General features: G+C 63.6%; 1 protein-coding gene. It reads right to left on the bottom strand.

Annotated features, from left to right (window positions below; all coding sequences use genetic code 11):
- Nucleotides 1–547: beta-ketoacyl [acyl carrier protein] synthase domain-containing protein (locus D6M19_RS34065; protein WP_164478836.1), on the bottom strand; the 547-nt coding region annotated here is incomplete at both ends.

Genomic DNA, 547 nt, shown 5'->3' with positions numbered 1-547 from the left:
CCCCGTCGGCGAGGGCATCGCTGAGCCGCTTGAGCACCACCACCCCACAACCCTCACTGCGGACATAGCCGTCAGCACCGGCATCAAAGGTCTTGCACTGACCATCCGGCGACAACATCCCAAACCGGGTGAGGGCCATATTCGCCTCGGGACGCAGCATCAGGTTCACGCCAATCGCCATGGCGGTGTCGCTTTCGCGGCGGCGCAGGCTCTGGCAGGCCAGGTGCACCGACACCAGCGACGACGAGCATGCCGTGTCGATGACCACCGCCGGGCCACGCACACCCAAGAAGTACGACAACCGCCCCGCGGCGAAATTCGCCGCATTCCCGAACGGCACATACGCGTCGTAATCCTCATGGCTCAAGTTCTCTGTGAGAGTGAGCATGTAGTCATAAGCGGTCAGGCCGACGAAGATCCCCGTTTGGGTGCCGTGGATGGTGTGTGGTGGGATTCCGGCGTTTTCCAGTGCCTCCCAGGCGACTTCGAGCACCAGCCGTTGCTGCGGGTCCATCGCGGCAGCCTCACGCGGGCTGATCCCGAAGAA

Source organism: Mycolicibacterium stellerae (assembly GCF_003719305.1).
Taxonomy (GTDB): Bacteria; Actinomycetota; Actinomycetes; order Mycobacteriales; family Mycobacteriaceae; genus Mycobacterium; species Mycobacterium stellerae.
This window is presented reverse-complemented; position numbering and strand designations above follow the sequence as displayed.